Origin of the sequence: Rathayibacter sp. Leaf185 (genome assembly GCF_001423885.1) — a bacterium.
GTDB lineage: Bacteria > Actinomycetota > Actinomycetes > Actinomycetales > Microbacteriaceae > Rathayibacter.
On sequence record NZ_LMPP01000004.1, the window covers coordinates 163,295 to 189,093 of the forward strand.

Here is a 25,799-nt window from a genome sequence, read left to right on the forward strand (position 1 = left end):
CGTCTGCTCAGACATCGAGGAGGAAGCTCCAGGTCCCGGCGAGTACCGCGGCAGTGACCGCGAGACCGGCGATGACGGTTCCGCCGAGGACCAGCAGCACGTCTCCTGGAACGAGCCTCGACTCACGAGCCCAGGTCCGGGGCAGATCGGAGCCGAAGCCCTTCGCCTCCATCGCGGTGGCGAGCCTGCTCCCCCTCCGGATCGCGAGCACCAGCAGGGAGAAGGCGCGCGCGAGGAGGCCGCGCACGGCGTGGATCGGCCCGCGGCCATCGGCCAGACCGCGGGCGCGACGCGCCATGGCGAGGGTCCGCCAGTCCTCGACCAGCAGACCGACCAGTCGCATGCCGGCGAGACCCCCCAGCACGAATCGAGCGGGCAGTCGGAGGATCTGGGCGAGTCCGTCGGCGAGATCGGTCGGGTCGGTGGTCGCGATCAGGACCACGCTCGGCAGGCCGATCGCGAGCACCCTCAGGGCGATCGCCCCACCCAGCGCCAGCGACCCCTCCGTGACGCTGATGAAGAGGAACTGCGCGAGCACGGCTCCCTCGTCGCGCCCGTACAGAATCGTGGTCACGCCGGCGAGCGGGGCGGCGATCCAGAGGGGCGACGTCCGTCGGAGGACCTCGGCCGGCCGCAGGCCCGCGAAGGGCAGCACCAGCAGCTCGAGAGCAAGGGCGACCGCGGCCGACACCACGTCGACCGTCAGGACGAGGACGAGCGCGATCACGAGGCTCGCGAGGAGCTTGGCGACGGGGTTGGCTCGGGCTATCGCACCGCGGGCGGGCACGGCATCGAGAAGGGTCATCGCCCGGCCCCCGCCGGTTCGCCGATCAAGACGGTCTCATCGGCCAGCGCCGCGACGAGGTGCTCGTCGTGGGTCACCGCGAGGACCGCACGCCCGTCGTCGCGCAGCTCGGCCAGCAGGTCGACCACGACCTGCCAGGTGAGGCGGTCCTGACCGAAGGTGGGCTCGTCGAGCACGACGACCGAGGGGCGGCGGACGAGTGCCGACGCCACGGCGAGCCGGCGCTTCTCGCCGCCCGAGAGGGTGAACGGATTCGCGTCGGCCAGCGCCCCGAGTCCGAGTCGCTCGAGCAGCTGCTCGGCGCGGTGCCGCTCATCGTCGTCACGCGCTCCGAGTGCGAGCTCCTGCCGGACCCGCGCGGTGAGGAACTGGTGCTCCGGCTCCTGGAACACCATCGCGACGCGATCGGCGAGCTGCGTCGAGCTCCACCGGTACGGATGCGGCGACGCCCCGTCCCTGACCGCCTCGGCCGCGAGGACCTCGCCGGCAGCGGGTGGCAGCAGACCGGCGAGCGTGAGGGCGAGCGTGGACTTCCCCGCTCCGTTGGGCCCGAGCACGGCGGTGACCCGACCGGCGGCGATCTCGAGGTCGAGCCCCGAGACCACCGGCACCGGGCGCCGCGCGCCGAAGACGGGGCGTCCGACAGCGAGGTCGCGAGTGCTCAGGGCGACCGGAGCGGGACCACCGTCGCCGGGGACGCGTGCGGGAACCTCCCCCGGGATCCACACACCGGCCTCGGCGAGGGCGGCGCGGGTCTGGATGAGGACCGTCTGCGGGTCGCCGTCGGCGATCACAGTGCCGTCGCCCCCGAGGACGACGACGCGGTCGACCAGGTCGAACCACACGTCGACCCGGTGCTCGACGACGAGGAGGGTGGCACCCGACCTCGTCGTACTGCGCTCGACTGCCGCCCGCACCTCGCGCACCCCCGCGGGATCGAGGTTCGCCGTCGGCTCGTCGAGGAGCAGGAGTCGCGGTCGCATGGCGAGCACGCCCGCGAGGGCCAGGCGCTGCTTCTGCCCGCCGGAGAGTGCCGAGGTGGAGTGGTCGAGCGACACGTCCAGGCCGACATCGTCGAGCGCGGCGCGCACGCGCTCGGCGATCTGCTCCCGCGGGACACCCAGGTTCTCGCAGGCGAAGCCGACGTCGTCCCCGACGCGGGCGAGGACCGCCTGAGTGTCCGGATCCTGCAGCACCAGCCCGGCGGTGCCGCGACTCGCGAGCGGAGACCGGCCGTCGAGGGTGAGCTCGCCTGCGGAGGCGCCGTCCTCCTCTCCACCGAGCACGCCGGCGAGGGCGTGCAGCAGCGTGCTCTTGCCCGCTCCGGACGGCCCGAGCAGCAGGACGCGCTCGCCGGGCTCGACGGCGAGATCCAGGCCGGTCACCGCGGTGCTGGACCGCCCGGCGTGACGCCAGCTCCAGCCGCGGGCGCGGACGGATGCGCCGGTCATCGACCGCTCGCGCCCACTCCCTCGACCACCCGGCCCTCTCGGCCGGAGGCGAAACGGTCGAGTGCGCCCGATGCGGCGAGGGCGCGCACCGCGAACCACGGCAGGAGACCCGCGAGAACGACGCCGGAGACGATCGACGAGACGACGTAGACCGTGGCGAAGAGGCCGTCGACACCCGCGTAGTAGACGATCAGATCATTGATCGCGAGAGCGAGCCCGGAGGCGGCACCCGCCAGCATCGCCACGATCGGACGACCGCTGCGGTACAGGAAGAGCGCGAAGACGATCTCGGCGCCGAGCCCCTGGACGAGGCCGGACAGCAGGACGAAGAAGCCCCACTGGGTGCCGATCAGACCGGAGACGAGCGCGGCGAGCAGCTCGGTGAAGAGTGCGGCGCCGGGCTTGCGGATGATGAGTCCGCCGAGGACGCCGGCGAAGAGCCAGCCGCCCCCGAGGATCCCGCCGAGGCCGGGGAGGAAGTCGAAGGCGATGCCGAGGACGTTCGTCGCGAGGCCCCAGGCCCAGAAGACGATGCCGCTCGCGACGGCGACGACGCTGGCGATGACGATGTCGACCACGCGCCAGCGGAGGACGCGGACAGGTCTGCCCGAAGCGGACGAGGAGGAGAGCGCCGAGTTCTGCGCTGCATTGTTCTGCACTGACGTGCCCTTTCGTGGAAGCGAATGGAGGGCACGGGTATCAAGAGGAGATCGAAACGTTCCTTCGCTGGCATGACCCAGATCAGGTTCGACGGTCGAAGGCTGCGTGCCTTCCTCTCAGCCCGGTGCACCGGACTCCCGTGTTCGTCAGCAATCATAGACAGCATGTCGTGGTCGGTGGTCGTCGTGCTCGCGGTGATCCTGCTCGTGCTGCTGCAGGTCCTGCTGTGGCAGCGTCGCCGGCGGATCCGGCGCGAGCTGCTCAGCTACGGGACCCGCGTGACCGGGCTGGTGCTGCCGCACGACCCCGCGCGGGGCGACCGGGCCGCCGCGACGGAGCTCGGGCGCCTGCTCGTCGCCTACCGCCTCGCGAGCGGCGAGGAGCGTCGCGCCCTGAAGGTGCCGCAGCGCCGCGGAGACGCCTGGCTCGCCGGCGAGCCCGTCGCCGTGATCTACGATCCGCGCCGCCCGGACGACGCGGAGCGACTGATCGTCGGATTCGGCCGCACGCAGAAGAAGTGGTTCACGGCGCGGCAGCAGCGGATGCGCTGACGCCGCGCCCCAGCATCTACTTCTTGAGGGCGCGGATGATGCGGGCGAGTGCCTTGCCGGTGACCCAGACGAAGGGGATGCCGACGGCGAGCACGGAGACGACGTTCGGCTGGAAGCGGAGACCGAGGTCGTCCTTGATGTAGGCGCCGATCGGGATGACGGCTCCGCCGCCCCCGCCGCCGCCGGCCTCCTGCCCGTCCTCGGAGCCGCTGCCGCCGCCGAAGCCGAACCAGCGCAGGGCTACAGGGACGAGCGATACGCCGTCGACCGTCACCGGCTCTCCGTAGATCGTCGCGGCACCCGCGGAGGTGACGGAGTCGGCCAGGGAGACGGCGATGTTGGGCATGACCGAACGCTACTCCGCGGCTCTCGAGGCCGACAAGCGCCGCTCCGACTCGTACAGGACTCCCCCACCCCGGGCCGTCCGCCAGCGGTCATACTCGTCGGATGCCTCAGCACCCGCGCCGACGACGCCCCCTGCGCGCGGGCGTCATCGGAGGGGTGAGCATCGTGCTGGCGGCGTTCCTCGCCTTCCACCGGGCGCTCCCCGACGCCGCAGGCTGGCTGTCCGTGGTCGAGACGGGGATCCCCTGGACGGGACTCGCGGTCCTGCTCCTCGTCTCGGGCGCCGTGGCACTCCGCTCCCGAGCTGCCGGTGCGGCGGTCACGGTGCTCGCGATGGTCTACGGGGTGCTGGTCCTCCCCGTCGCGCTCCCGGCCCCCGAGGTCCGCTCCGGCCGCTTCACGGTGATCAGTCAGAACATCGCGGCGAGCGGAGACGACGCGAGCGGGATCGTCGCGGCACTCGCGGCGCGCGAACCCGACGCCATCGCCCTCCAGGAGCTCGACGGCGACGCGCGCGCGGTCGTCGACGACGAACTGGCCGATCAGTACCCCTACTCGTACGTCGTCGGGACGGTCGGCGTCTGGAGTCGCACCGAGCTCTCGGACGGCGGTCCGCTGGATCTCGGCCTCGGTTGGGATCGCGCTCTCGCCGTCGACATCGACACTCCTCTCGGCCCGAGCCGCCTCTTCGTCGTGCACCTCGCGTCCTTCCGGCTCGGCGACCACGAGGAGCGCGACACCATGCTCGGCGGGCTCGCGTCGACCCTCGCCGACGACGTGTCCGACCGGACGATCGTCGTCGGCGATTTCAACACCGCGACCGACGACCACCTCCTGGCGCCCGTTCTGGAGCAGGCGCACCTGGTCCGAAGCTCCGGCGTCGGCTTCCCCGCCACGTGGCCCTCGCTCCTCCCCGTGGTGTCGCTCGATCACGCTCTGGCCGACGGCGTCCCGGCCGCGACGCTGACCGTGCTGCCCGCGAACGGCTCGGATCACCGGCCGATCAGTCTGACGATCGGTTCCGCGTAGCGAGCGTGTCGCTGAGGTCGATGCCCTTCGCCGATTCCGGAGCCGACTTCGAGAGCAGCGAGGCGGGCCGGACGGCCCCGGTGCCGAACCGCGCCGACACTCCGTCGACCGCGAGCTCGGCGTCGCGCCAGTCGTCGGAATCGCTCCAGAGGGAGAACGCGACCTCGTCGCCCTCGACGAGCTGCTCGCCGCGCACGCCGATGAGCCGAACGGGGCGGCGGAGCGGATTCGCGGCCTCGAGCAGTGCCGAGGACGCCTCGTAGAGCACCCGGGCGACGTCGGTCGGCTCGGGAAGGGTGCGTGACCGCGTGAGGGTGCTGAAGTCGCCGAAGCGGACCTTCACGGCGACGGTCCGGCTGCGGACCCCCGCCCGGCGCAGGCGCACCGCCACCTTGTCGCAGAGACGCAGCAGCTCGCGGCGCACCAGCTCGGGGTCGGCGACGTCGTCGGCGAAGGTGATCTCGTGGCCCGCGCTCTTCTCGATCTGGCGGGTGTCGACCGACCTGGGGTCCACTCCGTTCGACAGCGCGTGCAGCCGACGACCCGTCGCCTCCCCCAGCGAGGAGACGAGCACCGGCAGCGGAGTCGCGGCGACATCGGCGACCGTGCGCAGGCCCCGGCGCAGCAGCGCCTCCTCGGTGGTCGCGCCGACGCCCCACAGCGCGCTGACCGGCAGCGGATCGAGGAACGCCTGCACGCCGTCGGACGGGACGACGAGCAGGCCGTCGGGCTTCGAGCGGCTCGACGCGAGCTTGGCCACGAACTTGGTGCTCGCGATGCCGACCGAGCAGGTGAGCCCGAGCTCGGAGAAGACCTGCGCGCGGATCGCCGTTCCGATCGCGAACGGTGATCCGGAGATCCGGCGGGCGCCGGCCACATCGAGGAACGCCTCGTCGATGCTGAGGCGCTCGACCAGCGGGGTGAAGGAGTCGAAGATCGCCATCACCCGCCGCGACGCATCGCGGTACCGCTCCATGTGCGGTTCGAGCACGATCGCCTGGGGGCAGCGGCGGAGGGCGACAGCCATCGGCATCGCGGAGTTCACTCCGTAGCGCCGCGCCTCGTAGGTGGCCGCGGTGACCACGGAGCGGGACCCGTGATGGCCGACGATGACCGGGAGGCCGCGGAGCTCGGGGTGCTCGAGGAGCTCGACCGAGGCGAAGAACGCGTCCATGTCGATGTGCAGGATGCTCGCGCGCGGGTCGTCGAAGGGCTCGGTGGTGACCTGCCGCCCTGTGCCGTCCTGTTTGCTCACGTACCGTCCTGCTCGCTCGACTCGCGCCCTCCGACGATGGTCGCACGCACCTCCGACATCCCGATCCACTCCGTGGGCGGGAATGACCGGAGGACTCCCGCGGTTGTCCCGAGCACTGACGACGACGCTCCGGAGAAGACATGACGCACGAGCAGCCCGACTCCCCCACCGCCGATGACGACACGACCCTCGACCGGACGAGCGCCGACGAGATGAGCCGCTGGCTCGACCTGCAGGAGCGCGCGCACGCGGCGTTCGAGGTCCGCCTCGCCCTGGTCGCCGACTGGTCGGCGCCCACCCCCGACACCGACTGGGACACGCGCGCTCTGGTTCTGCACGTCGTGCGCGAGCAGCAGCGGGCGCACACCCTGCTCTCCGGCGGAGACGAGTCGCCCATCCGCCTCGAGCCCGTCGCCTCCGATCTGCGCAGCGAGTGGCGCCGGGTCACCGACCGGGCCCGGGAGTCGGCCCGTGCCGTCGACCCCGAGGCCGTCCTGCGGCTCGGCCGCGACTCCGTCACGGCACTCGAGCTCGTGCGCGAGCAGGTCTCCGACCTGACGATCCACGCCTGGGACCTCGCCCGCGCCACCGGCAGTGACGAGCACCTCGATGACGAGCTCGTCGCGGCGGTCTGGGAGCTGTTCGCGCCCCAGGAGGCGACGCTGCGGGCCAGCGGCCTCTACGCGCAGCCGGTCGCGGTCGACGTCGACGCTCCCCTGCAGCGGCGGCTGCTCGCGATCACGGGCCGCGACGACCGCCTCGCGGCCTGATCCTCCTCCCACCTGCGACCGGCAGGATGGGAGGACCGGAACACGGGGCCACGAGCCCCTCGACGAGAGGAACCACCCATGACACGCGTCGCCGTCATCGGAGCCCACGGCAAGATCGGCCAGCGGATCCTGCACCTGCTGTACGACGCCGGACACGAGTCCGTCGGGGTCGTCCGCAACCCGGACCACGCCGAGGACATCATCCGGCTCGGGAGCGAGCCCCTGGTGCACGATCTCGAGTCCTCCAGCGCGGCCGACCTCGCCGCCGCGCTCGAGGGGGTCGACGCCCTGGTCTTCACCGCGGGGGCCGGTCCCGACTCCGGAGTCGAGCGCAAGCGCACCGTCGATCTCGGCGCCTCCGTCCTCAGCCAGGAGGCGGCCGCTCTCGCAGGCATCCGCCGCTTCGTGCAGATCAGCGCGATCGGAGTCGACGAGCCGCTCCCCGAGGACACGGACGAGGGCTGGCGTGCGTACGTCGACGCCAAGCGCGACGCCGACACCGCCCTGCGCGCCACCGATCTCGACTGGACGATCCTGCGCCCGGGCACCCTCACCTCCGACGACGGGACGGGCCGGATCGCACTCGCCGAGACCGTCGAGCGCGGCAGCATCCCCCGCGACGACGTCGCTGCGACAGTCCTCGCCGTCCTGGCCGACCCGACCTCGATCGGCCGCACGTGGGAGCTCGTCGCGGGTGACGTGCCGATCGAGGACGCCGTCGCCCAGGCCGACTGACGACCCGGGCCACACCTAGAGTGGGGCGGGTGAGCACTCACCCGCCCCGCCCCTGGCTCCGCAGCTACGCACCCGGAGTCCCCACCGATCTCGAGCTCCCGACCGGCTCTCTCGTCGACATCGTCACGGAGTCGGCCGAGCGCTACCCGCACACCGTCGCCCTCGAGTTCTTCGGCCGCTCCACCAGCTACGCGCAGCTCGCCGATGACGTCGAGCGGGCGGCGGAGGGACTGCGACGGCTCGGTGTCCGCGTCGGCGACCCGGTCGCACTGATCCTGCCGAACTGCCCGCAGCACGTCGTCGCCTTCTACGCGGTCCTGCGCCTGGGCGCCGTCGTCGTCGAGCACAATCCGCTGTACACGCCGCGCGAGCTGCGCCACCAGTTCGAGGACCACGGAGCGCGCGTCGCCATCGCCTGGGACCGGGTCGTTCCGACCGTCCAGGACCTGCCCGACGATCTCGGTGTCGAGACGATCATCGCGGTGGATCTGACGCGCGCCATGCCCGCTCCGATGCGCGCCGCGCTGCGCCTGCCGATCAAGAAGGCCCGGGAGTCGCGAGCCGCACTGACGGGGCCGGTGCGCGGCGCCGTCGAGTGGGAATCGCTGCTGCGCCGACGCCTCGATCCCGCTCATCCGCGACCGGTCGCGACCGACCTCGCGGTGATCCAGTACACCAGCGGGACCACCGGCACCCCGAAGGGGGCCGAGCTGACGCACCTCAATCTCACGGCGAACGCCGCCCAGTCGCGCGCCTGGGTCCCTCAGGTGCGACGGGGCGACTGCGTGGTCTACGCGGTCCTGCCGATGTTCCACGCCTACGGGCTGACGCTCTGCCTCACCTTCGCGATGAGCATGGGCGCACGCCTGGTGCTGTTCCCCAAGTTCGATCCCGACCTCGTCCTCAAGGTCGTGCGCAAGCATCCGGCGACGTTCCTCCCCGCCGTGCCGCCGATCGCCGAGCGTCTCGCCGCCCGCGCGCGCGAGCGGGGCGAGTCGCTGCGGGGAATAGAGATCGCGATCTCGGGGGCGATGCCGCTCGACCCGGAGCTCGTCGAGAGCTTCGAAGAGCTCACCGGCGGCACGCTCGTCGAGGGCTACGGTCTGTCCGAGACCTCGCCCGTCCTGATGGCGAACCCGGTCGGGCCGACCCGGCGCGCGGGGACCGTCGGGCTACCGCTCCCGGGCACCGACGTGCGGATCGTGGATCCGGAGGACCCCGAGGTCGACGTCGCTCCCGGCGCGCAGGGCGAGCTCGTGGTGCGCGGGCCGCAGGTGTTCCGCGGCTACCACCGGAAGCCCGAGGAGTCCGCCGCGTCGTTCACGGCCGACGGCTGGTTCCGCACCGGCGACATCGCGACGATCGACGAGGACGGCTTCGTCCGCCTGGTCGACCGCATCAAGGAGCTCATCATCACCGGCGGCTTCAACGTCTCGCCGTCCGAGGTGGAGGAAGTGCTGCGCCGCCTTCCCGCAGTACGGGATGCCGCCGTCGTCGGGTTGCCGGACCCGCACAGCGGCGAGGCGGTCGCGGCAGCGGTCGTGCTCGAGCCGGGGGCGAGCTTCGACCCGGCGGAGGCGCGCGCCGTGGTGCGCGAGGCGCTCACGCCCTACAAGGTGCCCAAGCGGATCGTCGTGGTCGACGAGCTGCCGACCAGCATGATCGGCAAGGTCCTGCGCCGCGAGGTCAAGGCGATGCTGCTCGACGAGAGCTGACCCGCGACGGGCGAGCGAGCCCTCGACCGAGGGCTCGCTCGCTCCCGTCACATGTCGAAGCCGCCGAAGTCGCCGCCGCCGAAGTCGCCACCACCGAAGTCGCCACCACCGAAGTCGCCACCGGAGTCTCCGCCCCAGTCGCCACCGCCCGCGTCCGCTCCGGAGTCCCCGCCATCGGCTCCGGCGTCTCCGCCGTCTCCGCCCTCGCCCGCGGCCATGTCGCCTCCGGCGTCCGGGAGGAACGCGTCGGCGAGAGCGGAACCGATCACGAAGCCGGCGATCGTTCCGAGCATCGAGGAGGCGAGCACGCCTCCGAAGCCCATTCCGCCGGCGCCACCGGAGAAGCGGCGCTCCATGAAGCCGGGCTGGCGCAGCTCGCTCCGGGTCGCGGACTGCGCGAGCGCCTGCGGATCGTCACTGCGCGGGGCATCGCCGACGGGCGCGCCCTCACGCAGCTCGCGGAACACCTGCTGCCGCTGCTCGGGAGTGAGCTGCTCGAACGCCTCGCGGTGCACTTGCTCGATCGCCTCGGGCGGCGCGGTCTTGAGCAGGTATCGGTAGCGCTCGATCGCGATCTCGTCCTCGCTCCGAGCGGAACGGCCCGGCGGCGTGCCGTACGCAGGTCGAGGCTCGGTCGACGAGCCGTAGCCGGAGGCGCGGCGCGCGTCCTCGGGACGCTCCTCGCGCCCCAGCAGTCGGTCCAGGAATCCCATGATCTCCTCCTCGGCGACGACCACGAGTCGACGCACCGCTTCACGCTATGCCTCCCTCCACCGCCGCCGCTGAAGGTTCTCTCAGAGCGACTGGAGAAGACGCCGCGTCAGGCCGATTCGCGGAGGATCAGCTGGTGCCGCACCGTGCGCACGACCTCCGGGCCCGACCTCGGCAGCTCTCCCGCGATCATCTCGATCGCCAGACCGAGCGCGTGCCCGGCCAGCTCGTCGAGGTCGACCGCGAGGGTGGTGAGGGTCGGTGCGAGCAGTCTCCCCAGCGCCAGACCGTCGATCCCGACGACGCGGACCTCACCCGGCACGTCCACGCCCGCGCGGCGGCACGCCGACAGCACGCCGATCGCGCAGAGGTCGTTGAAGGCGACGATCGCATCGACGGAGCGGGGCCGCGCGACGATCCGCTCGGTCGCCTCCGCCGCCGCTTCGGCCGTCGCCGCGGGTGCCCGCACCACCGTCGCCTCGAGCCCGTGCTCAGCGAAGGACTGCACCAGCCGGCCCGCGCGCGCGCTCGGGTCCGTCCCCGCGGCGACGTCGAGCACCACCGGCCGCCGCACTCCGGCGCCCACGAGATGCTCGGTCAGCGCGTCGATCGCCTCGGAGGGGTCGAGCAGCACGGCCGCGCGCTCCGGCGCGGCAGGCGGGTCGAGCTCGACCACCGGGACGGAGCCGAGGTGCCCGATCCACTCGGACGCGCGGCCGCCGAAGGTGCCGATGACGGCGTCCGACTGCGCACCGAGCGCCTGCACCATCCGATCGGAGTCCCCCGGCGAGCTCACGTCGGCCAGAGACACGTTCCACCCCCGCGCCGCCGCCAGGCGGACGACCGCCGAGGCGAGCTCGGGCGACCAGGGGTTCCGCAGATCGTCGATGACGAGACCGAGCTGACGGTCGCCGCCGGTCACGAGGCCGCGGCCGAAGCGCGACGGCCGGTAGCGCAGCTCCTCCGCGGCGTCGAGGACGCGCTGCTTGGTGGCTCCGCTGATGCCCGGCATGCCGTTCATCGCGCGGGTCACGGTCTGCCTCGAGACCCCGGCGGCCGCGGCGACGTCGTGGATCGTCGCCCGGCCGGCCCCCTCGGATCCGCTCAGTCGCGGAGATCGAGCCACGCCACCTGCTCCGGAGTGAGCTCGATCGACAGGCCCCGCATCGACGAGCGCACCTCGGTCAGAGTGCGCGGACCGAAGAGCGGGAACGTCGGGAACGGCTGCGCGAGCACATAGGCGAGCGCGATCGCCGTCGCGCCGACTCCGTGCTCGGCTGCGAGCTGCTCGGCTCGGCGGAGACGCTCGAAGTTCTCGGGGCCGTAGTAGCACCGCACCAGCTCGGCGTCGCTCGTGTCGTCGGGCCGGGCCCGCCCGGTGAAGAAGCCGCGCGCCTGCGACGACCACGGGAGCAGGGGGACCTGGCGCTCGACCAGCCACGCCTTCGACTCCGGGTCGGTCACGTGCACGCAGCCCGCCCACGGCACGTCGTACGCCTCGGCGAGGCCGAAGTGGTCGCTCAGGGCCTGGAAGCCGGTGCGGCCGTTCGCCCGTGCGTACGCCTGCGCCTCGTCGAAGCGCTGCGGCGTCCAATTGGAGACGCCGTAGGAGCGGATCCGACCCGCCCGCTGGTGCTCGTCCATCACGTCGACGAACTCGCCGACGGGGACCTCCGGGTTGTCGCGGTGCATCAGGTAGATGTCGGCGTAGTCGGTGCCCTGGCGCTCGAGGCTCTCGAGCAGCTGGCGGGTGATCGACTCCGGGTCGCAGTGAGGCGTGTGCGCGCCCTTGGTGATGACGACGACGTCCTCGCGGATCCCGCGATTGCGGATCCACTGCCCGAGGCGCCCCTCGAGCACACCGCCGCCGTAGATGTACCCGGTGTCGAACGCGTTGCCGCCCTGCTCGACGAAGAGATCGAAGATCGCCGACGCGTGCGCGAGGTCGGGCTGGTTGTCGACTCCCATCACGAGGCGCGACATGCGCTTGCCGACGCCCGGGATCTCGCCGTAGAGCATCGGAGCGTCAGCGGCCGTGAGGAGCGGCCGGCCGGAGACCGTGGGGATGTCGGCGTCCTCGGCCTCGAAGGGGAAGCGCAGGCCGATAGCAGCGCGCCAGCGGTCGAGGGTGCGGGCCGTGGCGAGGGTCTCGTCGAGCGTCATCAGCGGAGCCTCGCCGGCTCCGGCCGCGAGGGCGTCGGTCGTCGCGTCGGCCTCGAGCGCGTAGGGGCTGACTCCCTCGAAGGAGACGGAGCGGGGCTCCTCGCCGACCACGTGGATCTCGATACCGGAGGCGGCCCCGAACCAGGGGTCGCCGACCTGGAGCCGGCCCCGTGTGCCGTGGACGGTGATCGCGTTGACGTCCTCGAGCGCGACACCCGTGCGCAGTGTCGCGGTGATGCCGTCGCGGTAGGTCGCGCGGGCGACGCTCCACTCGTCGACCCCGGTGGGGCCGATGCTGCCCTGGGCGTCGAACTCGACGGGCTCGGCAACCGTGATCCCCGTCGCCGCCTGCACGACAGCCGCCGCAGCGGTGACGGTGTAGCCGCCGACGTCGAGGATGCCGCCGCCCGCCGTCCGCACGTCGTAGAGACGGCCCGTGCGCGATCCGGTGCGGAACGAGAACGACGCGTCGATGTGCACGACGTCCCCGATCACGCCCTCGCGCACGAGGTCGAGGAGAGCCGCGGTCTGGGGGTGGAAGCGGTACATGTACGCCTCGACCAGCGGGAGACCGGCCTGCCGTGCGGCGTCGACCAGAGCCATCGCCGTGCCGTGGTTCACGGCGAGCGGCTTCTCGCAGAGCACGGCCTTGCCCGCCTCGAGAGCCTGCAGGACGAGTGCGGCGTGTCCGGTGTGCACCGTCGCGATGTAGACAGCGCTGACTCGCGGGTCGGCGAGAGCCGTCGCGTAGTCGCCGCTCGTGACCTCGGTGAAGCCGAGCTCGGCGGCCTCCGAGGCGAAGGCCGCGGAGCGCTCGGGATCGGAGCTGCCGACGGCGACGAGCCGGGCGCCGCGCTCGCTCGCCGGCAGCTGCGACAGGAACCGGCGCGCGATGCTGCCCGGGCCGAGGACGGCCCAGCCTGTGCCGGTCGTGGTGGGGGTGGTGTCGGTCATGTCGGCCTCTCGCATCATCCTTGACGTGAACGTTCACGCAGGACACTACGAGAGATGTGTCACAGGGGTCAAGATCCTGGGCGGCGGTTCGCGTGAACGTTCACTCCGGAGCGCGCAGAAAAGCCTCCCTCACCGGTCGCGCGACGGCGATGAGGGAGGCTCTGCGTCACTTCTGCTTGGGGATCAGGATCCACATCACGATGTACGCGATGATCTGCGGCCCGGGGAGCAGGCACGACAGCACGAAGAGCAGCCGGACCAGGAAGGGGCTCCAGCCGAAGCGGTGGGCGAGGCCGGCGCAGACGCCGGCGATGATCTTGCCCTGACGAGGGCGGACGAGAGTAGCCATGTGTCCACTCTGGCGGAGTCCGGCCGATCGCGGCATCCGGGGAACCCCCTAAGGAGGGCTAGGGGGTTCCGGCGATGCAGCGGCCGAAGCCGGCGGCCCGCTCGGCGTCGTCCGCAGGCCAGACCACGGTGAAGCGCTCGAACACCACGTCATCGATGCCGCTCGGTGACTCCCGCGCGAAGTAGCGGCGATGGCCGGTGATCCACGACTCCCGCGAGCGGTCGCCCTCGCCCTCCGCCCGGGCGAAGTCGTCGTCGACGGAGTCGAGCGGGCCGGTGCGCACCTCGACCGTGCGGAGGACGACGCGGGCGACTCCCGCTCCGTCGCAGACGATCCAGTGGTCGCCTTCCCGCGGGGCGGGTTCGGACCCGACGAGCGAGGCGGTCGCGGTCTTCACCCCGCGGCGGACGAGAGCCAGCAGCTCGTCGGCCATCTCGACGGAGTCGCCGAAGGACTCGATCGGAGGCAGGGCCTGCGAGGCACCGCGGTACTCCGCCCACAGCCGCTCGGCGCTCGCGGTGTCGGGGTCGGGGAGCGGCGTCCGGTCGGGTTCGTCCGGCAGGAGCGGCACCAGGTTGGCGCCGGCGATCGCGGCCGGATCCTCCGGGTGGTTGTCGGGAGTGTCGATGTCGTCGAGCGACCAGCGCAGTCGCAGCCACTGACGCGCATAGGCGTCGAGCTCCTCCTCGAGACGGGAGGCCTGCAGCGTCGGGACGACCCACCACGAGGCGACCGTCGAGCCGCCCTCGACCGGCCGGACGCTGAGGGCCCCGAACGCCTCCATCCAGCGGCTGTCGACGAGGAGGTAGGCGAAGGCGGATCCCGACCGTGCCGCCTCCTCGAGGAGCACGAGTGCATCGACGTCGTCTCCGAGTGACGCGGTCGGGAGTGCGCTCGGATGCCCCTCCGGGAGCAGCGCGGCGAGCCATGGTCGCTGCTCCTCGATGACGGGGTGCAGCAGCTCGGCATCGCTCGAGACCAGCGGGCGGAGGAACGCCCCACCCGGGAGATCGAGCCGCGCGGGGACGGAGTCGGGTGGTGTGCTCACGTCGATCCGTCCCTGCGCTCCGGCTCAGCCGGCGGCGCGCTCCAGCACCAGCTCGCGCACGCGCGCCGCGTCGGCCTGGCCCTTCATCGCCTTCATGACCGCACCGATGACGGCACCGGCGGCCTGCACCTTGCCGTCGCGGATCTTGGCGAGGACGTCGGGCTGCGACGCGAGAGCGGCGTCGATCGCCTCGATGAGCGCACCGTCGTCCGAGACCACGGCGAGCCCACGGGCGTCGACGACCTGCTGGGGAGTGCCCTCGCCGGCGATGACGCCCTGGAGGACCTCACGCGCGAGGCGGTCGGTGAGCACGCCCTTCTCGATCAGACCGGCCAGCTCGGCGACCTGCTCCGGTGCGACGAGCGCCGCGGCATCCTGCCCGGCCGCGTTCGCGAGGCGCGCGATCTCGCCGGTCCACCACTTGCGGGCGGCCTGCGGAGTCGCGCCCGCGGCGACGGTCGCGGTGATCTCGGCCAGCAGGCCGCTGTTCGCGACGTCCTGGAACTCGAGATCGGTGAAGCCCCAGTCGGCCTTGAGACGGCGACGGCGCACGGCCGGCTTCTCGGGCAGGGCGGCGCGCAACTCCTCGATCAGCTCGGGGCTCGGCACGACAGGCAGCAGGTCGGGCTCGGGGAAGTAGCGGTAGTCGTCGGCGTCGCTCTTCGGGCGGCCCGCGGAGGTGCGGCCGGTGTCCTCGTGCCAGTGCCGCGTCTCCTGCGTGATGGTGCCACCCGCGGCGAGGATCGCGCCCTGGCGCTGGATCTCGTAGCGCACCGCGCGCTCGACCGAGCGGAGGGAGTTGACGTTCTTGGTCTCGGTGCGGGTTCCGAGCTTCTCCTGGCCGATCGGCCGGAGCGAGACGTTCGCGTCGCAGCGGAGGTTGCCGCGCTCCATCTTCGCGTCCGAGATGCCGAGGGCGAGGACGATGTCGCGGATGGTGGCCACATAGGCCTTCGCGAACTCGGGAGCGCTCTTGCCGGCCCCGTAGATCGGCTTCGTGACGATCTCGACGAGCGGGACACCGGCGCGGTTGTAGTCGACCAGCGAGTACTCGGCGCCCTGGATGCGGCCGGTGGCACCGCCGACGTGAGTCAGCTTGCCGGCGTCCTCCTCCATGTGCGCGCGCTCGATCGGGATCTCGACGAGCGTGCCGTCGGCGAGCTCGACCTCGACCGAGCCCTCGAAGGCGATCGGCTCGTCGAACTGCGAGATCTGGTAGTTCTTCGCGAGGTCGGGGTAGAAGTAGTTCTTCCGCGCGAAGCGGCTCGACGGCGCGATCGAGCAGCCCAGGGCGAGGCCGAGGCTGATCGAGTAGCGGACGGCCTGCTCGTTGACGACGGGCAGCGAGCCGGGGAGGCCGAGGTCGACGGGCGTGACGTTCGTGTTGGGCTCGGAGCCGAACTCGTTCGGCGCGTCCGAGAACATCTTGGTCCTGGTGTTGAGCTCGACGTGGACCTCGAAGCCGAGGACGGGCTCGAAGGTCTCGAAGACCTGGTCGTAGTCCATCAGCTCGGGGACGGACGTGTGCGCGGAGGCCATCAGACGGCACCTTCCTCGGTGGCGGAGAGCTCGGACGTGGCGAGGGCGGGGGCCTTCGCGAGCAGGGGGTGGCCCCACTGCTCCTCGAGGAGCGCCTCGAGCGCCGCGCCGACGGTGTAGAGGCGGACGTCCTCTCGGGCCGGAGCGAGGAACTGGATGCCGACGGGCAGTCCGTCCTCGTCGGCGAGGCCCGCGGGGACCGAGATGCCGGGGATGCCGGCGAGGTTGGCCGGGATGGTCGCGACGTCGCCGCGGTACATCGCCAGCGGGTCGTCGAGCTTCTCGCCCAGGCGGTACGCGGTCGTGGGCGCGGTCGGCGACGCGATCACGTCGACGTTCGCGAACGCCGCATCGAAGTCGCGCTGCACCAGGGTGCGGACCTTCTGCGCGCTGCCGTAGTAGGCGTCGTAGTAGCCGGCCGAGAGGGCGTAGGTGCCGAGGATGATGCGGCGCTTGACCTCGGGGCCGAAGCCCTGCTCGCGGGTCGCCGACATGACCTGCTCGACGGTGCCGCCCCCGGAGGGGGTCACCCGCAGGCCGAAGCGGACCGAGTCGAACTTGGCCAGGTTGCTCGACGCCTCCGCGGGGAGGATCAGGTAGTAGGCGGCGACCGCGTGCTCGACGCTCGGGGCGCTGACCTCGACGATCTCGGCTCCGGCGCCCTCGAGCACCGCGAGGGCCTCGTGGAAGCGGTTGAGGACACCGGGCTGGAAGCCCTCTCCCCCGTCGAGCTCCTTGAGCACGCCGATCCGGAGGCCCTTCACGTCGGCACGGCGGACCGCGTCGGCGAAGGAGGGCCACGCGTCGCGGAGCGACGTGGAGTCGCGCGGGTCGTGCCCCGAGATCACATCGTGCAGGAGGGCGGCGTCGAGGACGGTCCGCGAGACGGGGCCGATCTGGTCGAGGCTGGAGGCCAGGGCGATGGCACCGTAGCGGGACACACCTCCGTAGGTCGGCTTGACGCCCACGGTGCCCGTGACGTGCGCGGGCTGGCGGATCGAGCCACCGGTGTCGGAGCCGAGGGCGAGCGGCGCCTCGTAGCTCGCGACGGCCGCAGCGGAGCCTCCACCCGAGCCGCCGGGGATGCGGTCGAGGTCCCACGGGTTGTGGGTCGGGCCGTAGGCCGAGCGCTCGGTGGTCGAGCCCATCGCGAACTCGTCCATGTTGGTCTTGCCGATCGGCACGAGGCCGGCGGCGCGGACCTTCTTCATGACGGTCGCGTCGTAGGGCGGCCGCCAGCCCTCGAGGATCCGCGACCCGCTGGTGGTCGGCATGTCGTTCGTGACGATGACGTCCTTGACCGCGAGCGGGACACCGGCGAGCGCGTGCAGCGACTCCCCCTCGGCCCGGCGGCGATCGATCGCTCCGGCGGTCTCGAGGGCCGCATCGCCCGCGACGTGCAGGAACGCGTGGACGGCACCGTCGACGGCCGCGATGCGGTCGAGGTGCGCGCGGGTGGCCTCGACCGACGAGACGGAGCCGTCGGCGAGCTTCTCGGAGAGCGCGGAGGCGCTCAGGCGGACGATCTCGTCGCCGTGCGCGCTCACTGCTCCTCCCCCAGGATCGCGGAGACCTGGAAACGGCTGCCGTCGTGCTCGGGAGCTCCGGAGAGCGCCTGCTCGAGGGTGAGCGTCTCGCCGACCACATCGGGCCGGAACACGTTCTCGAGCGGGATCGGGTGGCTCGTCGCCGGCACATCGGGCGTGGCGACGGCCTGCACCGCGCGCACGGAGTCGACGATCTGGCCGAGCTCCCGGGTCATGGTCTGGATCTCCTCGGGGGTGAGGTCGATCCTGGCCAGCTGGGCCAGATGGGCGACCGTATCGGCCGTGATCTCGGACATGCGTCTCCGTCGGGTGGTTCGTGAGGAATCGGCGACCAGTCTACCGGGGGCTCCGACGCCTCCCTCTGCCTCGGGCGGCGTGCTCAGGAGGCGGGCGTCGGCGAGGTGGACGCGGCGCCCGCTCCGCCGCCGAACAGGCTCGAGCCGTGCTTCAGCAGGGCGTTGTAGGCGCCCTCGTAGGTGGTCGGGAGGTCCTCTCCCGGCTCGCCGTAGCGGGCGAGGAGCAGGCCCATCAGGCCGAGGGCCGGCGGGCTGAGCGGCTTGTCGCGGTTGGCGTTGGCGGGATGCGGAGGCGTCGCCTCCGGGTTCGGGGGCAGGTACTGGGGCACGGTGGTCGGCCAGTCGCCGATCTGGCGCGGAGTCTGCTCGGTGACGATCCCGAAGAGGTCGGGCGCCGAGGCGTCGCGGTCGGTGAGCGGCTCGAGCCCGTGCAGGCGGCTGAGGGTGCGGATCAGGGCGCCGTGGTGCATCTCGTCGTGCACGATCGTGCCGGCACCGGTGTACGCCGAGATCGCGATCGCGGGGACCCGGCAGCCGAGGCGGTCGAAGGCGAACCCCATCTCGCCGTCCCTGCCGTCGCCGGGAGGCGTCGCGGCGGGCGGCGGCACGTGGTCGTAGAGACCGCCGTGCTCATCGAACGTCACCAGCAGCAGGGTGTTGATCGCGTTCGATCCGCTCGGGCTCGCGCTCTCGCGGATCGCCGAGTACACCCCGTGCAGCAGCAGCTCGCCGGCGCGGACGTCGGAGAGCGCGCTGTCGTAGAGCGGCTGCCCGTCGAGCTCGTCCTCGTGGAAGGACCCCGTCGGCGGATGCATGTCGTTGTGGTCGAAGACCAGCCGGGGCTCGATGAAGGCGTAGTCGGGCAGGTCGCCGTTCTCTGCGTCGGCGGAGAACTGCTCCATCGTCGCGAAGTTGGTCTTCCAGTACTTCTCGAGGACGGGCGCGTGCAGGAAGCCCGTGTACGAGACGACCTGCAGAGCGTCGAAGTAGACCCGCCAGGTCTTCCCCGCCTCCTCGAGCCGGTTGAAGACGGTCGGCGCGTCCGAGAGGTCGTCGGCCAGCCACTTCTCGTAGCCGCCGCCGTGCTTGTTGGTGACGAATCCGTGCGAGGTCGAGGCGTGGAAGAACGAGCGGTTGCAGAACGTCTGCGACGGGACGGCGGCGAACCAGTGGTCGAAGACGGCGAACTCGCGTGCCAGGGTCGAGAAGACGGGCAGCATCTCGGGCGAGAAGCCGCCCATGATCGTCCGGTACTCCTCGGCGGAGGGCTCCTGGCCCTTCTTCATCGCGCGGAGGTTCTGGATGTAGTCCTCGAGGAAGCCGCTCATCGTGGGTGCCGAGGCGTCGGCGGGCGCGTTGTACGGCGCGGCCATCTCGCCCACCGTCCTCCCCGCATTCGAGGGCGGGTCGATCGTCCCGAAGAGCTGGGTGTTGACGTGCGGGTACTCCTCCCCAGGGTCGGGATCGGGCTGGCGCATGACGGTGTCGGTCGCGCCCTCGTAGACGTGGGTGGCGACGGTGTCTCCCGTGGCGCTCGTATTCGAGTGCTCGCCCGCCTGCAGACCCTCGAAGGTCTCGCCGGCGGGCAGCGAGCCATCGGCGTACAGCTGACCGAGGATGTTGTCGAACGAGCGGTTCTCGAACATGACCACGACGACGTGGTCGAAGCCCGGCTCGTCCCGCGCCGGCAGAAGCGCGTCCTCCTCGCGAGCGCGGCTCGAAGCGACGGCCGCTCCGATGGTGCCGCCGGCGACGCCCGCGGCCGCGACTCCGCCCGCGACGGCGCTGCCCGCGAGGAAGCGACGGCGCGAGCGCGAGCGCGGCGCGCCCGTCGACTGCGCCTCGCCGGAGTCGTCGTGCTCGGTGCTCATCGCTCCCGCCCTCCCCGCGCGTCGCGGATCGCTGCCTCGTCGGAGTGTATCGACGCCCACGGCGCCCCTGCTCGGAGGCGGACGAGGGCGTGATCGGCTGTCTCACCGGGGCTGTCGGCGAGCCCGGAGCGGCGGAGGGCCGCGGTCAGCCTCGGTGGCACCGCGGCCTCCGGACGCGTCGGAGCGAACGCGGGCGCGGTCCGCGGCCAGCGCGAGAGCGGGCGCTGCGGCCCCGAGGCCGCCTCCACGAGAGCGAGGACACCCTCGTCGGCGAGAGCGCGCCGGTCGGCATCCCAGCGCGCTCGCAGGAGGAGCGCCGGCGTCGCTGCGTCGAGCCGTGCGTCGATCCTCGCTCCGGCTCCCGCCCCGGAGGCGACCAGGAGGGCGGGGACCTCGGCGCCCTCGCCTCGCGCCGTGACGAGCAGGAGGACCCGCCGCCCCGCGCGCTCGAGGCTCCGGGCGGCGTCGTACACCTCGTGCAGCAGCTGCTCCGCGCGACGGGCGTCGGCGGACCGCGGCTCGCCGAGTTCCCGTGCCGAGGCGAAGTCGGCGGGATCGATCAGTGAGCGCGGCTCGATGAGGACGACGGGCGGAAGCCCCCCTGTCGCGGCCCTCCTCTGCAGGTCGGCGACGGTGAGGAGGGAGCCGGCGGCGTCCGCGACCACCCCCGGTGGCCACCCTCCGGGATCGACGAGAAGAGTGGTCGAGACACCCTGCCGTCCGTCGACGACGAGCGCCCAGGGCGTCGACGTGTCGCGCGCGGCACGGAGGAGGATCGCCAGCGGATCGCGCCCGTCGCTCGACCAGCGATCAGCGCGAGCGAAGGAGTGCGCGAGCAGGGTGTGCACCGGCAGCATCTCCGGCGCGAAGCGCTCGCCGAGCGCCTCCGCGCCGAGGGCCGGTGCTGTCATCACCTCGTCGGTACCGCCCGAGAACTCGGCTCCCGGATCGCCGTCGAGTCCGCCGAAGACCTGCACGCGGTCGCGACCGGCGAACGACAGCACCACGAGGTGGTCGATCGCGGCGAGCGAGGCTGCGGCCGCCTTCTCACGGGGCGGCTGCGGCCCAACTCGGGCCACGGCGTCGAGGGCCACCGCGGCGGCCTCACCGAACGATCGGCGGAGGAAGGCGCGGCGCGCTCCGCCGTCGCCGTCAGGCATCGCCGTCGGTCGCCCCCTCGGCTGCAGCGCTCTCCGGGGCGTCCGAGGTGGGGGCCGAGTCGTTCCCGGCCTCGTCGGCCGCCTCCTCGGGCAGCGCGATCGCCTCCGGCCCCTGCGTCACGAGCAGGTGGAACTGGGCCGCGTCGATGATGCGGACGCCGAGCTGCTCCGCCTTGCCGAGCTTGCTGCCCGCGCCGGGGCCGGCCGCGACGTAGTGGGTCTTCTTCGAGACGCTCGAGCCGGCCTTGCCTCCGGCCTGCATGATCGCCTCGAGGGCTCCCTCGCGCGAGTAGCCCTCGAGAGAGCCCGTCGCGACGACGGTGAGACCCGCGAGCACGCCACCGGCCGCGTCGGCCGCTCCTGGCCCGGGGTGGCCGGGAGTTGCGAATCGCACGCCCGCGGCCGCCCAGCGGTCGACGATCTCGACGTGCCAGTCGACGGTGAACCAGTCGAGGAGCGCGTCGGCGATGATGCCGCCGACGCCGTCGACGGCGGCCAGCTCGTCGCGGCTCGCCGCGCGGATCGCGTCGAGCGAGCCGAAGTAACCGGCGAGAGCGCGCGCCGCGACCGGGCCGACGTGCCGGATGCTCAGCGACACCAGCAGGCGCCAGAGCTCCTTGGTCTTTGCGCGGTCGATGTTCTCGATGAGGCGCGCGGCGTTCGTCGACGGCACGGAGGAGGCATCACCGGCGAACTCCGGGGCGTCGGGATCGAAGGCCCCGTCCTTGGAGGTCTGCCGCTTGCGCTTGAACGGCGTCACGACCTTCGGATCGCCCGACGCGTCGAGCTTCTGCAGCCCGGTCTCGGAGTCGCGGACGACGACCTCGATGGGGAACAGGTCGGCGAGCGTGAGCTCGAAGAGACCCGCCTCGGTGCGCAGCGGCGGGTCGGAGGGGACGAGCGGCTGGGTGAGCGCCGCGGCGCTGACCTCGCCGAGCGCCTCGATGTCGAGGGCGCCACGGCTGCCGATGTGCTCGACGCGGCCGCGGACCTGGGCGGGGCACGACTCCGAGTTGGGGCAGCGCAGATCGACGTCGCCCTCCTTGGAGGGCGCGAGCGTGGTGCCGCACTCGGGGCACTGCGTCGGCATGACGAACTCGCGCTCGGTGCCGTCGCGCAGCTCGACGACGGGGCCGAGAACCTCGGGGATGACGTCGCCGGCCTTGCGCAGCACGACAGTGTCGCCGATGAGCACGCCCTTCGCCTTGACGACGTCGGCGTTGTGCAGGGTGGCCTGACGCACCTCCGAGCCGGCGACCTTGACCTTCTCCATCTGCGCGAAGGGGGTGGCACGGCCGGTGCGTCCGACGCTCACGACGATGTCGAGGAGCTTGGTGTGCACTTCTTCGGGCGGGTACTTGTAGGCGATGGCCCAGCGCGGAGCGCGGCTGGTGGCCCCGAGCTCGTCGTGCAGCTCGAGCTCGTCGACCTTGACGACGACTCCGTCGATCTCGTGCTCGACCGAGTGGCGCTCGCGACCGTAGCGCTCCACGAACGCCAGGACCTCGTCGACCGACTCGGAGACGCGATTGTGCGCGCTGACCGGCAGCCCCCAGCCCTCGAGCAGACCGTAGATCTCGGACTGGGCCGCGACGGGAGGATCGGGCCAGGCGCCGATGCCGTGCACGTAGAGGGCGAGCGAGGAGACGCGCGCCTCGCCCGCCCGCAGGTCGAGCCCGGACTTCTTGTCGAGCTGCTGGCGGAGGCCGCCGCTCGCGGCGTTGCGCGGGTTGGCGAAGGTCGGGAAGCGCCGCAGTGCGCTCTCGCGCGCCCGCTCCTCGTCGAAGGGCTTGCCCGCGGGGCGCGCCGACCAGCGTGCGCGGGCCTCTTCGACGGCGTCGTCGCGCAGTGTCTCCTGCAGACGGTTGAGCGACTCGAACGCCGCGACGGGGATGAAGACCTCTCCCCTGACCTCGACCAGAGCGGGGTGCCCCGAGCCGGCGAGGTCGAGCGGGATGCCGGCGAGACGCAGCGCGTTGACAGTGACGTCCTCACCCGTGCGCCCGTCTCCTCGGGTCGCCGCCGTGACGAGGTGGCCGTTCTCGTAGTGGAGGGAGATGGCCAGCCCGTCGATCTTCAGCTCGGTCAGCCAGCGGATCGGTCGTGCGGCCGAGGCGACCGTCTTCTCGCACCACTCGCGCAGCTCGTCGGCCGAGAACACGTTGTCGAGCGAGAGCATCCGCTCGGCGTGGTCGATCGGAGCGAGGCCGGCTCCGACGATGCCGCCGACCGTCTGCGTGGGCGAATCGTCGGTGGCCAGCTCGGGGTGCGCCGCCTCGAGCTCGGCGAGCTCGCGCACCAGCGCGTCGTACTCGGCGTCGGCGAGCGGCGAGGCGTCGGCGGCGTAGTAGTCCTCGCTCGCGGAGCGGATCCGCGCGCGGAGCTCGTCGACGCGCTCGGCCGGATCGACGACCTGCCCGCTCATCGGAGGGCCCCCGCGACGGCGTCGGCCGCGACCGTGCGGTCGATCGTGCACTGCCCCAGCACGCGGGTGCCGAGGTAGACGACGGCCGTCTGGCCGGGGGCGACGCCGTCGAGCGGCGAGTCGGGGATGATCACGAGCTCCACACTGCCATCGACCTCCGACACCACGGCCGTCGCCGGCACCGGATCGGCGTGGGCCCGGATCTGCACGTCGCAGCGGAACGGAGTGGTCGGCTCGAGCGGCGCCGCTCCCGCCCAGGTGAAGCGGGATCCGGCGATCTCGCCGATCCGCAGCGCCTCGCGCGGGCCCACCACGACCTCGTTCGTCTTCGGTCGCACCTCGAGGACGAAGCGGGGCCGGCCGTCCGGCGCCGGGACGCCGAGGTGAAGGCCGCGGCGCTGGCCGACGGTGTACCCGTGGGCGCCCTCGTGCGCGCCGACGACCGCACCCTCGCGGTCGACGATCGATCCCGCCTCCGGATCCACCCGCTCGGAGAGCCAGCCGCGGGTGTCGCCGTCGGGGATGAAGCAGATGTCGTAGCTGTCCGGCTTGCTGGCGACGCTCAGGCCCCGGCGCGCCGCCTCGGCCCGCACGATCGCCTTCGAGGGCGTGGAGCCGAGCGGGAACATCGAGTGCGCCAGCTGCTGCGCGGTGAGAACACCCAGCACATAGGACTGGTCCTTCGCCTCGTCGCTCGCCCGGTGCAGCTCGGGGGCGCCGTCGGGCCCCGTCTCGAGGGAGGCGTAGTGGCCCGTGCACACGGCGTCGAAACCGAGATCGAGAGCCTTCTCGAGCAGCGCGGCGAACTTGATCCGCTCGTTGCAGCGCATGCACGGGTTGGGGGTGCGCCCCGCCGCGTACTCCGCGACGAAGTCGTCGACGACGTCGAGCTTGAACCGCTCCGAGAAGTCCCAAACGTAGTAGGGGATGCCGAGCACGTTCGCAGCCCGCTGCGCGTCCATCGAGTCCTCGATGGTGCAGCATCCGCGGCTCCCCGTGCGCAGCGTTCCGGGCATGCGGCTGAGGGCCAGATGGACGCCGACCACGTCGTGGCCCGCCTCCACCGCCCGCGCCGCGGCCACCGCCGAGTCGACACCACCGCTCATCGCTGCCAGAACCTTCACCGCTCGAGTCTACGAGCGGTCTGCGGAGGCGCCCAGCCCCCTGCCCGCGCAGGAGGAGCGCTCAGACCGCCCGGTTCGAGAGCCCGGCCCGCGCGGCGCGGGAATAGGCCTCGGGCACGGCGGCGACGAACGCGTCGACCTCGGCCTCGGTCGTGGTGCGCCCGAGGGTCATCCGCAGCACGCCTCGCGCCTCGTCCTCGCTCCGGCCGAGCGCGAGGACGACGTGCGAGGGCTCGGGGATGCCCGCGGTGCACGCCGATCCGGTCGAGACCGAGAACCCCGCCATGTCGAGGAGGAAGAGGAGCGAGTCGCCCTGCGCCCCCGGGAAGGCGAGGTGCGCGTTGTTCGCGACGCGACGGCCGGAGTCGACGGCCGGCCCGGTAAGCGTTGCACCGGGCACTGCTTCCAGGACGCCCGCGACGAGCCGGTCGCGCAGCGCGGCGAGCCGGGGAGTCTCCTCCGGTGTCTCCGCCACCGCCTCGGTGACCGCCGCTGCGAACGCGGCCGCACCCGGGACGTCCTGGGTGCCCGAGCGGACGCTCCGCTGCTGTCCCCCGCCGTGCAGGACCGGGACGACCTTCGCGTCGCGCGCCAGGACCAGCGCCCCCGTCGCGATCGGGCCGCCCACCTTGTGACCCGAGACGCTGACGGCGACGAGCCCGGCGCCTCCGCGCGAGGACGACGCCCGACGGACGGCGCCGATCTCGAGCGGCACGTGCCCGAGTGCGGCGACCGCGTCGAGATGCAGGGGCACGCGCGCACGCGCGCAGACGGCCGCGAGCTCCGCGACCGGCGCGACGGTGCCGATCTCGTTGTTCACCCAGAGGGCGGAGACGAGCGCGACGGAGGCGGAGTCGCGCGCGATCGCCGCGGCGAGCGCCTCCGGTCGCAGCGTGCCCTCGTCGTCGAGCGGCAGCCACTCGACCTGCGCCCCCTCGTGCGAGGCCAGCCACTCGACGCTGTCGATCGTCGCGTGGTGCTCGCCGCCCGGCACGAGGATGCGGGTGCGCGCGGGATCCTCGGCGACCCGCTGCCAGTAGAGCCCCTTGAGGGCGAGGTTGATCGCCTCGGTGCCGCCCGCGGTCAGGACGACCTCGATCGGCTCGCAGCCGAGGGCTGCGGCGATGGCGGCGCGGGCGTCCTCGAGGCGGCGGCGCGCCTCCTGACCCGAGCCGTGGACGGAGGAGGGATTGCCGGGATGCGCGGACGCGTCCGCGAAAGCGGCGAGCGCGACGGCCCGGAGCGGGGTCGTCGCCGCGTGGTCGAGATAGATCACGGCAGCCCTTCGTCCCACGT

23 protein-coding genes and 1 riboswitch are annotated in these 25,799 nt (G+C 72.5%); of the genes, 5 read left to right on the forward strand and 18 right to left on the reverse strand.

Going from position 1 to position 25,799, the window contains the following annotated elements; translation table 11 throughout:
• Positions 1-7: 7 nt before the first annotated feature.
• Genes ASG06_RS15030 through ASG06_RS15040 form a run of 3 tightly spaced genes read right to left on the reverse strand, consistent with a single transcriptional unit; the run spans position 8 to position 2,915 of the window.
• A complete protein-coding gene (locus ASG06_RS15030; RefSeq protein ID WP_056043989.1) occupies positions 8-805 on the reverse strand; it encodes an energy-coupling factor transporter transmembrane component T family protein in 798 nt (265 codons plus the stop codon).
• Positions 802-2,256, reverse strand: coding sequence for an ABC transporter ATP-binding protein (locus ASG06_RS15035; protein ID WP_082499277.1), 1,455 nt, complete (start codon positions 2,254-2,256; stop codon positions 802-804). The genes ASG06_RS15030 and ASG06_RS15035 overlap by 4 nt, the downstream gene beginning before the upstream one ends.
• Positions 2,253-2,915 (reverse strand): ECF transporter S component, encoded by a 663-nt coding sequence (locus ASG06_RS15040; protein ID WP_056043991.1) that lies wholly within the window; start codon positions 2,913-2,915, stop codon positions 2,253-2,255. The genes ASG06_RS15035 and ASG06_RS15040 overlap by 4 nt, the downstream gene beginning before the upstream one ends.
• A 42-nt stretch (positions 2,916-2,957) precedes the next feature.
• Positions 2,958-3,066: riboswitch (TPP riboswitch) on the reverse strand.
• 14 nt (positions 3,067-3,080) lie between these two features.
• Here ASG06_RS15040 and ASG06_RS15045 point away from each other — a divergent pair.
• Positions 3,081-3,467, forward strand: a complete 387-nt coding sequence (locus ASG06_RS15045) for a DUF3592 domain-containing protein (RefSeq protein ID WP_056043994.1) — start codon at positions 3,081-3,083, stop codon at positions 3,465-3,467.
• 16 nt (positions 3,468-3,483) lie between these two features.
• Here the strand turns inward: ASG06_RS15045 and ASG06_RS15050 are convergent, their stop codons facing one another.
• Entirely contained in the window at positions 3,484-3,813 is a 330-nt protein-coding gene (locus ASG06_RS15050) for a hypothetical protein (RefSeq protein ID WP_056043997.1), read from the reverse strand.
• Between the two features lie 101 nt (positions 3,814-3,914).
• Between ASG06_RS15050 and ASG06_RS15055 the strand changes: the two genes are divergently transcribed.
• On the forward strand, positions 3,915-4,841 hold the full coding sequence (locus ASG06_RS15055; RefSeq protein WP_082499278.1) for an endonuclease/exonuclease/phosphatase family protein: 927 nt from the start codon (positions 3,915-3,917) through the stop codon (positions 4,839-4,841).
• Here the strand turns inward: ASG06_RS15055 and dinB are convergent.
• A complete protein-coding gene (gene dinB, locus ASG06_RS15060) occupies positions 4,816-6,096 on the reverse strand; it encodes a DNA polymerase IV (RefSeq protein WP_056044003.1) in 1,281 nt (426 codons plus the stop codon). The genes ASG06_RS15055 and dinB overlap by 26 nt on opposite strands.
• A gap of 140 nt (positions 6,097-6,236) precedes the next feature.
• On the opposite strand from dinB, the gene ASG06_RS15065 reads away from it, so the two are divergent.
• From ASG06_RS15065 to ASG06_RS15075, 3 genes are all read left to right on the forward strand, one after another.
• Entirely contained in the window at positions 6,237-6,866 is a 630-nt protein-coding gene (locus ASG06_RS15065; RefSeq protein ID WP_231727773.1) for a TIGR03086 family metal-binding protein, read from the forward strand.
• 78 nt (positions 6,867-6,944) lie between these two features.
• On the forward strand, positions 6,945-7,601 hold the full coding sequence (locus tag ASG06_RS15070; protein WP_056044006.1) for an SDR family oxidoreductase: 657 nt from the start codon (positions 6,945-6,947) through the stop codon (positions 7,599-7,601).
• 29 nt (positions 7,602-7,630) lie between these two features.
• On the forward strand, positions 7,631-9,316 hold the full coding sequence (locus ASG06_RS15075; RefSeq protein ID WP_056044008.1) for a long-chain-fatty-acid--CoA ligase: 1,686 nt from the start codon (positions 7,631-7,633) through the stop codon (positions 9,314-9,316).
• A 47-nt stretch (positions 9,317-9,363) separates the two neighbouring features.
• Here ASG06_RS15075 and ASG06_RS15080 read toward each other — a convergent pair whose 3' ends face one another.
• The 13 genes from ASG06_RS15080 to ASG06_RS15140 form a co-directional block, all read right to left on the reverse strand.
• Positions 9,364-10,029 carry a hypothetical protein gene (locus ASG06_RS15080; protein ID WP_056044591.1) on the reverse strand — a complete coding sequence of 222 codons (666 nt, stop codon included), beginning with the start codon at positions 10,027-10,029 and terminating at the stop codon, positions 9,364-9,366.
• Between the two features lie 107 nt (positions 10,030-10,136).
• Positions 10,137-11,153 carry a LacI family DNA-binding transcriptional regulator gene (locus ASG06_RS15085; protein WP_082499279.1) on the reverse strand — a complete coding sequence of 339 codons (1,017 nt, stop codon included), beginning with the start codon at positions 11,151-11,153 and terminating at the stop codon, positions 10,137-10,139.
• A complete protein-coding gene (locus ASG06_RS15090) occupies positions 11,132-13,144 on the reverse strand; it encodes an aldo/keto reductase (RefSeq protein ID WP_056044596.1) in 2,013 nt (670 codons plus the stop codon). Before ASG06_RS15090 ends, ASG06_RS15085 begins: the two co-directional genes overlap by 22 nt.
• A 166-nt stretch (positions 13,145-13,310) precedes the next feature.
• The gene (locus ASG06_RS15095) at positions 13,311-13,493 is read right to left on the reverse strand and encodes a PspC domain-containing protein (protein ID WP_056044011.1); all 183 of its coding nucleotides are present in this window, start codon (positions 13,491-13,493) and stop codon (positions 13,311-13,313) included.
• A 58-nt stretch (positions 13,494-13,551) separates the two neighbouring features.
• A complete protein-coding gene (locus tag ASG06_RS20655) occupies positions 13,552-14,541 on the reverse strand; it encodes an ASCH domain-containing protein (protein ID WP_056044014.1) in 990 nt (329 codons plus the stop codon).
• Positions 14,542-14,565: 24 nt separating this feature from the next.
• Positions 14,566-16,080 (reverse strand): Asp-tRNA(Asn)/Glu-tRNA(Gln) amidotransferase subunit GatB, encoded by a 1,515-nt coding sequence (gene gatB, locus ASG06_RS15105; RefSeq protein WP_056044017.1) that lies wholly within the window; start codon positions 16,078-16,080, stop codon positions 14,566-14,568.
• Positions 16,080-17,627: an Asp-tRNA(Asn)/Glu-tRNA(Gln) amidotransferase subunit GatA gene (gatA, locus tag ASG06_RS15110; RefSeq protein ID WP_056044021.1), complete on the reverse strand. Its 1,548-nt coding sequence runs from the start codon at positions 17,625-17,627 to the stop codon at positions 16,080-16,082. The genes gatB and gatA overlap by 1 nt, the downstream gene beginning before the upstream one ends.
• A complete protein-coding gene (gene gatC, locus ASG06_RS15115) occupies positions 17,624-17,923 on the reverse strand; it encodes an Asp-tRNA(Asn)/Glu-tRNA(Gln) amidotransferase subunit GatC (protein ID WP_056044024.1) in 300 nt (99 codons plus the stop codon). The genes gatA and gatC overlap by 4 nt, the downstream gene beginning before the upstream one ends.
• Positions 17,924-18,006: 83 nt before the next feature.
• Positions 18,007-19,794: an alkaline phosphatase family protein gene (locus tag ASG06_RS15120; protein WP_056044027.1), complete on the reverse strand. Its 1,788-nt coding sequence runs from the start codon at positions 19,792-19,794 to the stop codon at positions 18,007-18,009.
• Positions 19,791-20,954 carry a hypothetical protein gene (locus ASG06_RS15125; RefSeq protein ID WP_056044030.1) on the reverse strand — a complete coding sequence of 388 codons (1,164 nt, stop codon included), beginning with the start codon at positions 20,952-20,954 and terminating at the stop codon, positions 19,791-19,793. Before ASG06_RS15125 ends, ASG06_RS15120 begins: the two co-directional genes overlap by 4 nt.
• Positions 20,947-23,379 carry an NAD-dependent DNA ligase LigA gene (gene ligA / locus ASG06_RS15130; protein WP_082499280.1) on the reverse strand — a complete coding sequence of 811 codons (2,433 nt, stop codon included), beginning with the start codon at positions 23,377-23,379 and terminating at the stop codon, positions 20,947-20,949. Before ligA ends, ASG06_RS15125 begins: the two co-directional genes overlap by 8 nt.
• Positions 23,376-24,503 carry a tRNA 2-thiouridine(34) synthase MnmA gene (mnmA, locus tag ASG06_RS15135; protein ID WP_197409433.1) on the reverse strand — a complete coding sequence of 376 codons (1,128 nt, stop codon included), beginning with the start codon at positions 24,501-24,503 and terminating at the stop codon, positions 23,376-23,378. The genes ligA and mnmA overlap by 4 nt, the downstream gene beginning before the upstream one ends.
• Positions 24,504-24,564: 61 nt before the next feature.
• Entirely contained in the window at positions 24,565-25,779 is a 1,215-nt protein-coding gene (locus ASG06_RS15140) for a cysteine desulfurase family protein (RefSeq protein WP_056044037.1), read from the reverse strand.
• Positions 25,780-25,799: the final 20 nt, after the last annotated feature.

Bases quoted from the DNA above. Each gene is read 5' to 3' on its own strand.
- ASG06_RS15070 (WP_056044006.1), top strand. From the start codon at position 6,945: ATGACACGCGTCGCCGTCATCGGAGCCCACGGCAAGATCGGCCAGCGG.
- gatC (WP_056044024.1), bottom strand. From the start codon at position 17,923: ATGTCCGAGATCACGGCCGATACGGTCGCCCATCTGGCCCAGCTGGCC.
- ASG06_RS15050 (WP_056043997.1), bottom strand. From the start codon at position 3,813: ATGCCCAACATCGCCGTCTCCCTGGCCGACTCCGTCACCTCCGCGGGT.
- ASG06_RS15120 (WP_056044027.1), bottom strand. From the start codon at position 19,794: ATGAGCACCGAGCACGACGACTCCGGCGAGGCGCAGTCGACGGGCGCG.
- ASG06_RS15030 (WP_056043989.1), bottom strand. From the start codon at position 805: ATGACCCTTCTCGATGCCGTGCCCGCCCGCGGTGCGATAGCCCGAGCC.
- ASG06_RS15080 (WP_056044591.1), bottom strand. From the start codon at position 10,029: ATGGGATTCCTGGACCGACTGCTGGGGCGCGAGGAGCGTCCCGAGGAC.
- ASG06_RS15055 (WP_082499278.1), top strand. From the start codon at position 3,915: ATGCCTCAGCACCCGCGCCGACGACGCCCCCTGCGCGCGGGCGTCATC.
- ligA (WP_082499280.1), bottom strand. From the start codon at position 23,379: ATGAGCGGGCAGGTCGTCGATCCGGCCGAGCGCGTCGACGAGCTCCGC.
- ASG06_RS15095 (WP_056044011.1), bottom strand. From the start codon at position 13,493: ATGGCTACTCTCGTCCGCCCTCGTCAGGGCAAGATCATCGCCGGCGTC.
- ASG06_RS15090 (WP_056044596.1), bottom strand. From the start codon at position 13,144: ATGACCGACACCACCCCCACCACGACCGGCACAGGCTGGGCCGTCCTC.
- ASG06_RS15125 (WP_056044030.1), bottom strand. From the start codon at position 20,954: ATGCCTGACGGCGACGGCGGAGCGCGCCGCGCCTTCCTCCGCCGATCG.
- ASG06_RS15035 (WP_082499277.1), bottom strand. From the start codon at position 2,256: ATGACCGGCGCATCCGTCCGCGCCCGCGGCTGGAGCTGGCGTCACGCC.
- ASG06_RS15065 (WP_231727773.1), top strand. From the start codon at position 6,237: ATGACGCACGAGCAGCCCGACTCCCCCACCGCCGATGACGACACGACC.
- ASG06_RS15045 (WP_056043994.1), top strand. From the start codon at position 3,081: ATGTCGTGGTCGGTGGTCGTCGTGCTCGCGGTGATCCTGCTCGTGCTG.
- gatB (WP_056044017.1), bottom strand. From the start codon at position 16,080: ATGGCCTCCGCGCACACGTCCGTCCCCGAGCTGATGGACTACGACCAG.